We start from the raw sequence: 4829 nt of genomic DNA on the forward strand, positions 1-4829 counted from the left end.
CGATCTTGTTGTAGACCGCAGGCAATTGCCCCCGCGACTCAAGCGTGACCGCGTCATCAACCGCCCATTGAATGTGGTCGTAATAGTCGTGGTCGATGGCCATCTGTACCCGGTTCTCGGCCTGTAAATCCATTTCGCGCCGGGTAAAGCCCATCAATCGACGGAACAGCGCCTGCATCGGTGGGCTATCGAGCGGGTCATTGTCGGGTTGCGCCTGGTCATCACCCCGGCCCAGGAAGGACCGGCCAGCCTCGGCCGCAATCGGGTCGACGCGCTTGTGTACCTTGACGTTGACCAGACGGTCATCTGCCATGTCAGTCACTGGTAGATGTCCTTGGTAAAGCGTCGGCCATTGGCAAACACCTCTAACTCACCAACAACCTGGCGTTTCTCCTTGGGGGCCGGTGGCATCGTGTGCAATTCATCCAGTCCGTCTTGAATCACGGTGATGATCTGCGTCCAGGTTTGCGGGGTGTGGTCGAGACGTAGGACGTTGGACGCCTTGATGGCGGCATGCACCACCATGCGCACGTCTTCCACGTCGGTACGCCAGCGCCAGATATCGTCTTGGCGCACAGCGAAGGCAGTGGCGCCCAGCCTTGGCACGACAGGCCGAATAACGAGGCAGGGATCACCATTGAGGTAGGTGTAGTGGCGAATCAGCCCGTATTGCCGCTGGGCCTTGCCGGTGTCTTGGATTGTGTCGGTACTACCCTGCATGTCTGGCCATCCTGCTGGTCTGGAATGGCGGCAATGTAGGGGTCGTTACCGGTGTTTGTTTCGGGAGAAAGTGAGAAATGTAGGCGTCTTGCTCGTAGCGGCAAGACTGGCCATAGGTTTGGCTTGGATCGGGAGCGCTCATGGGCGCAAATCTAGAGCGCGCCCCCGGTGTTTTACTAATCCAGCGCGAGAGTTCTGCTTGCCCCGGCAACACTTCAACCACCCGCCAGCCCTTACCTTCAATCAAGTCCCCTAGACAAGTTGACTCGTAATCAGATGACCAGACTTACGGGAAGAAGGCGTTTGTTTCCGTAAAAAATACCATTAAGAAGTAGGGGAAATCCTCAATTAGTAGCTGCAGAAATCCCTAATATCCTCATGTATAAGTATGTACTTGTCATACCTCCGTCATAGCAAACAGTGGACAACTCACCTTGCCGTTATTTTGAGTGCCTAACTGGTTGCCCTATATTCGAATTAATGAAATTACTTTTTGAGCAACTTTATGAACAGAAAAACCACGGTACTTGCTGCAAGTTTGTCGCTTTGCTTTGCTCTAACTGCATGTGGTGGTGGGGGCGATAGCCAACCGACTACTCCGACACCGACACCAGCTCCGGCTCCGACACCGGCTCCGGCACCGGCACCGGCACCGACACCGGCTCCGACACCTGCCCCGACACCTGCCCCGGCGGTCAAGCGTTTAATAGACGGCGATGTATATAGTCTACATGTTGATGTCGATCGCCTTGGAAATTTAGGTGCTGTATCGGTACTGAATACTGTGATGGATAAAGACGGCCGTATTACGGACAATCATGATCCAAAGCGTTCAGCAGTTTCGCCAGTATTTCTGCATCAATTACTCTCGCCGCAAGTTGCCTATGCATTAGACAGACAAGACCATCAATTTGGTGTGCAAGACTGGCTAGGGAATATTTCCCTTTCTAACCAATTTACTGCTTGGACGAACCCCGGCTGGTTAACGCACAAGTCTGATCCTGATCAACCTACCTATCGATTTCAACTCGAAGAAATTGATTTGGCTAATCAACCGATGAAAAACAGTATGTTTTTCAGCACTGGCGAGGCCATGGATGGTGTATTACCTTCTGGTGCAAAACTGGTTGATGCATTTGGTGATAATAAATTCTCAACAGGATCAATTGGTTTGCGCACCCATATTATCCTGCCAGCGAATACACCATTGCAGAATTCAAACGTTACCGTCTCGAAAGATGATGCAACAGGTTTGTACTGCTTCTTCCGCAAAGTACCGTTGGGATTTTCACCGATCAAAGTTGGCTTAAAACTCGTTGGCGACAGCAAGGTCGAAGTTTATAAAGTAACGCAAGACTGCAAACCTGATGGCGCATCGATTGGTGAAGGACAATACCGTCAAACTCAGACCAAAGGCTTGTTATCTACGCAGAATACTCACTATTTCTTTAGTCTTCCTGCATCACTAAATGTGGAGAGTCAGCTATTCAACTCAACCTACTTAAAAGCGGGAGCCAAGTTAGTGATTACTCAAATGGGTTATACCATCACCCCTGAAGCTTCAGCCTATTTTGACAAAGAAACCAAAATAGTCGACCCACAGATTCACTTTAACAAAGCAGCAATCACTGAGTTGAAAACACAGCTTGGCTTACCGCAGTAATACTTGAAAGCTAGTTGCCTGACGATAACCGTGAATGTGCTACCTCTAGCCATTCACGGTATTTTATTCAAAGTATCTCAAACTGCCTTGTATCCGTGCGAACGCCGTGATTTAGGTCTCTCTTTGAAATTGTCATCCCTTGGACTGCCTTGAGTTTAAACAGTAAAAGGTAGGAAACACAACTTTCGCTCTGTTTTCTACGTTATGCTGTTCAAGGCCAATCCTTACTTTCTGAAGAGGCCAAAGATGCCATTAATGAATGCAGCCGCCAATACAGCCCCTCCAGATATACATGCTCCAATAATAATCGGTGAAATACCGCCTGTGACTTGATCGATTTCGGTGGTGTTGAGTGCTTGCATTGTTGTCATCTCCTTTTTATTCAAGATAGCCAATAGGACGCTACTGGTTAGGAACAGAGTGTAGAGGTATAGATTTTCTGTTTTCAATAGGGCATCTGCCCCGAATCGGGGTCAGCACTGAGCTGTCTTGGTAACCGTAGCCACACCCACTTCAATTGCAGGCCAATTACCTGCTCGTTTTTCCACTATCGCAAGCATGACCACATGGGAGTGATCGTTTACTTCCCTGCGTTAGATTACATGTGGCTAAAATGAATCACATTATCGGTTTAAGCTATTTGATTGTGTATAGACGAAAAGCCTAAATAGTTGATTGGGTGGTAATTCAGGCAACTACTGGGTTATGCCGTCTTATAGCTTCGTGAACTACGAGACTTAGCTCTGCCACTGTCACTCCGCTCCGCTCCGCTCCAGGATTACCGATGTGCCCCAACGCCACATACTGCAAAGCATCGTGCGGGTGCGAAAACCGGTTTGTATTAGGGTAAAAAGGCCCCATCTAAACCGCCACCTCCTCCAATAGCACATAGTCCTGCATCTCCAGCTGTAATCTTCCCATAGCCGGTATCTACTACCACACTATCTACAAAACCACCAACGCTGAATTTGATACCATATTTATCGCCTTTCCCAACCAAAGCGCTTACTGCTTCAGAAAAGTAAATGTTACTTCCCCAGTTTCTTCCAAAAAAAGTGAACGGATAAAAGTTGCCTGCAAATCTGCCAACATAATTATCTGTTTTTTGTTCATATAGATAACAGTTAATATAATAGCTAAGCACGTTACAATTGGCCTTATAGGGGCCATACTTGTTTATCGATATCTTTTTAGTTTGAAAGCAGCCATTGGCACCATCCGCAACTAGTTCACCTTCTATTGCTTCAGGACAAAATCCGAGGTGGATAAAACATGCGGAACCAGTACGTCTCTTTTTCCGTTTCCCCAAGGACGATGGGCCTGAAACACTGCAAGCTCCCGTAGCATTTGCGCTTACTACAAATGTACTTTGATCAAATATAACCCTATGATAACCTTCAGCATTGGCAAACGTTTCCGCCTCTACATAATATGGATTGGAAAAACTTCTACTTTGATCCACGACATAGCTTTCTTGTTCTGCATCCCAAGTAGCAGCCTGCGCACTGACAATATTCTGAGTTGGGATTTGTCTTAATGCTAAATATTCCTGATGTTCTGGATCAATATCAAAGCTTAAATCATACTGATTCATAACAGTCTCATAATCCGGAATTCTTTTAAGAGATTTATTGATGGAATAGAAATTCTGATCTGCTCGTATAGTATAAATATATATCCTACTTGGAAGTACGCCATCCTCTCTTAAATCATCTAAATACGCTAAGCTTGATGCTGTAGATATAAAGGCACTGTCTGCACCTGAACCAACAAGAGAATAGCCGGCTGTATGTGCTGCGACGTTGTCATTTTCTCCTTTTGATTTAAAACCCTCTTGAAAAATCTTCTCCGGACGTTGCTCAGGAATTCTAGCAACCGCTCTGTAAACGAATTTGGGAGAAGCAACTGCTGCACTTCCAATAACAAGCACAATAGATATTAAGCTAAGCCTAATTAATTTTAGGTAACGCAAATTGATTTCTTGCATACTGTTGAATAAATGCCTCATAAAACATTTCTGTTCATGTATATTATTGCTATGTTAAGACGGTATTAATAAAGTTCCCCTGCTAATTTTTATAAGTACGCTTTCTATTAGTGTGTAATCCAATGAATAGCTACCATTATTAACATGGCGGCAACAAGTTTAGCCGCAGCCAGACTTATTCCGCCTTGTACCCATGTGCACGCCGTGATTTGGTCCTGTCCTTGGATTCGTCATTCCCTGGATTGCCCAAATGCCCTAATGCGACGTATTGCAACGCATCATGCGGGTGAGAAAACCGGTTCTTGTCCGGCTTCTCGGTGTATCGCTCTTCGCCTGCTACCTGCATCTTGCGTAGCTGGTAGCCACCATTGAAGCCCTTGCGCAGTGTCTTGCACGATGGGTCGAGCAACAGTGCAGGCTCACCATCAACCATACGCACCAGAAAGCTTTCCACGGCAC

At 46.7% G+C, this 4829-nt stretch carries 6 protein-coding genes; 1 reads left to right on the top strand and 5 read right to left on the bottom strand.

The window, feature by feature from the left end:
* Together CSQ89_RS19965 and CSQ89_RS19970 are read right to left on the bottom strand one after the other, a co-directional pair.
* The coding region (locus CSQ89_RS19965) for a portal protein (protein WP_441302620.1) at positions 1-313 on the bottom strand (313 nt) is incomplete at its 3' end.
* 5 nt (positions 314-318) lie between these two features.
* Positions 319-720 carry a hypothetical protein gene (locus tag CSQ89_RS19970; RefSeq protein WP_099407774.1) on the bottom strand — a complete coding sequence of 134 codons (402 nt, stop codon included), beginning with the start codon at positions 718-720 and terminating at the stop codon, positions 319-321.
* Between the two features lie 505 nt (positions 721-1225).
* Here CSQ89_RS19970 and CSQ89_RS22275 point away from each other — a divergent pair.
* Positions 1226-2383, top strand: coding sequence for a hypothetical protein (locus tag CSQ89_RS22275; protein ID WP_158229065.1), 1158 nt, complete (start codon positions 1226-1228; stop codon positions 2381-2383).
* Positions 2384-2607: 224 nt separating this feature from the next.
* Here CSQ89_RS22275 and CSQ89_RS22280 read toward each other — a convergent pair whose 3' ends face one another.
* The 3 genes from CSQ89_RS22280 to CSQ89_RS22645 form a co-directional block, all read right to left on the bottom strand.
* Positions 2608-2745, bottom strand: coding sequence for a class IIb bacteriocin, lactobin A/cerein 7B family (locus CSQ89_RS22280; RefSeq protein ID WP_139023162.1), 138 nt, complete (start codon positions 2743-2745; stop codon positions 2608-2610).
* A 479-nt stretch (positions 2746-3224) separates the two neighbouring features.
* Positions 3225-4391, bottom strand: a complete 1167-nt coding sequence (locus tag CSQ89_RS19980) for a hypothetical protein (RefSeq protein ID WP_099407775.1) — start codon at positions 4389-4391, stop codon at positions 3225-3227.
* 154 nt (positions 4392-4545) lie between these two features.
* The coding region (locus CSQ89_RS22645) for a hypothetical protein (protein ID WP_308418189.1) at positions 4546-4829 on the bottom strand (284 nt) is incomplete at its 5' end.

It is taken from the genome of Chitinimonas sp. BJB300 (assembly GCF_002735695.1).
Classification (GTDB): domain Bacteria; phylum Pseudomonadota; class Gammaproteobacteria; order Burkholderiales; family Chitinimonadaceae; genus Chitinimonas.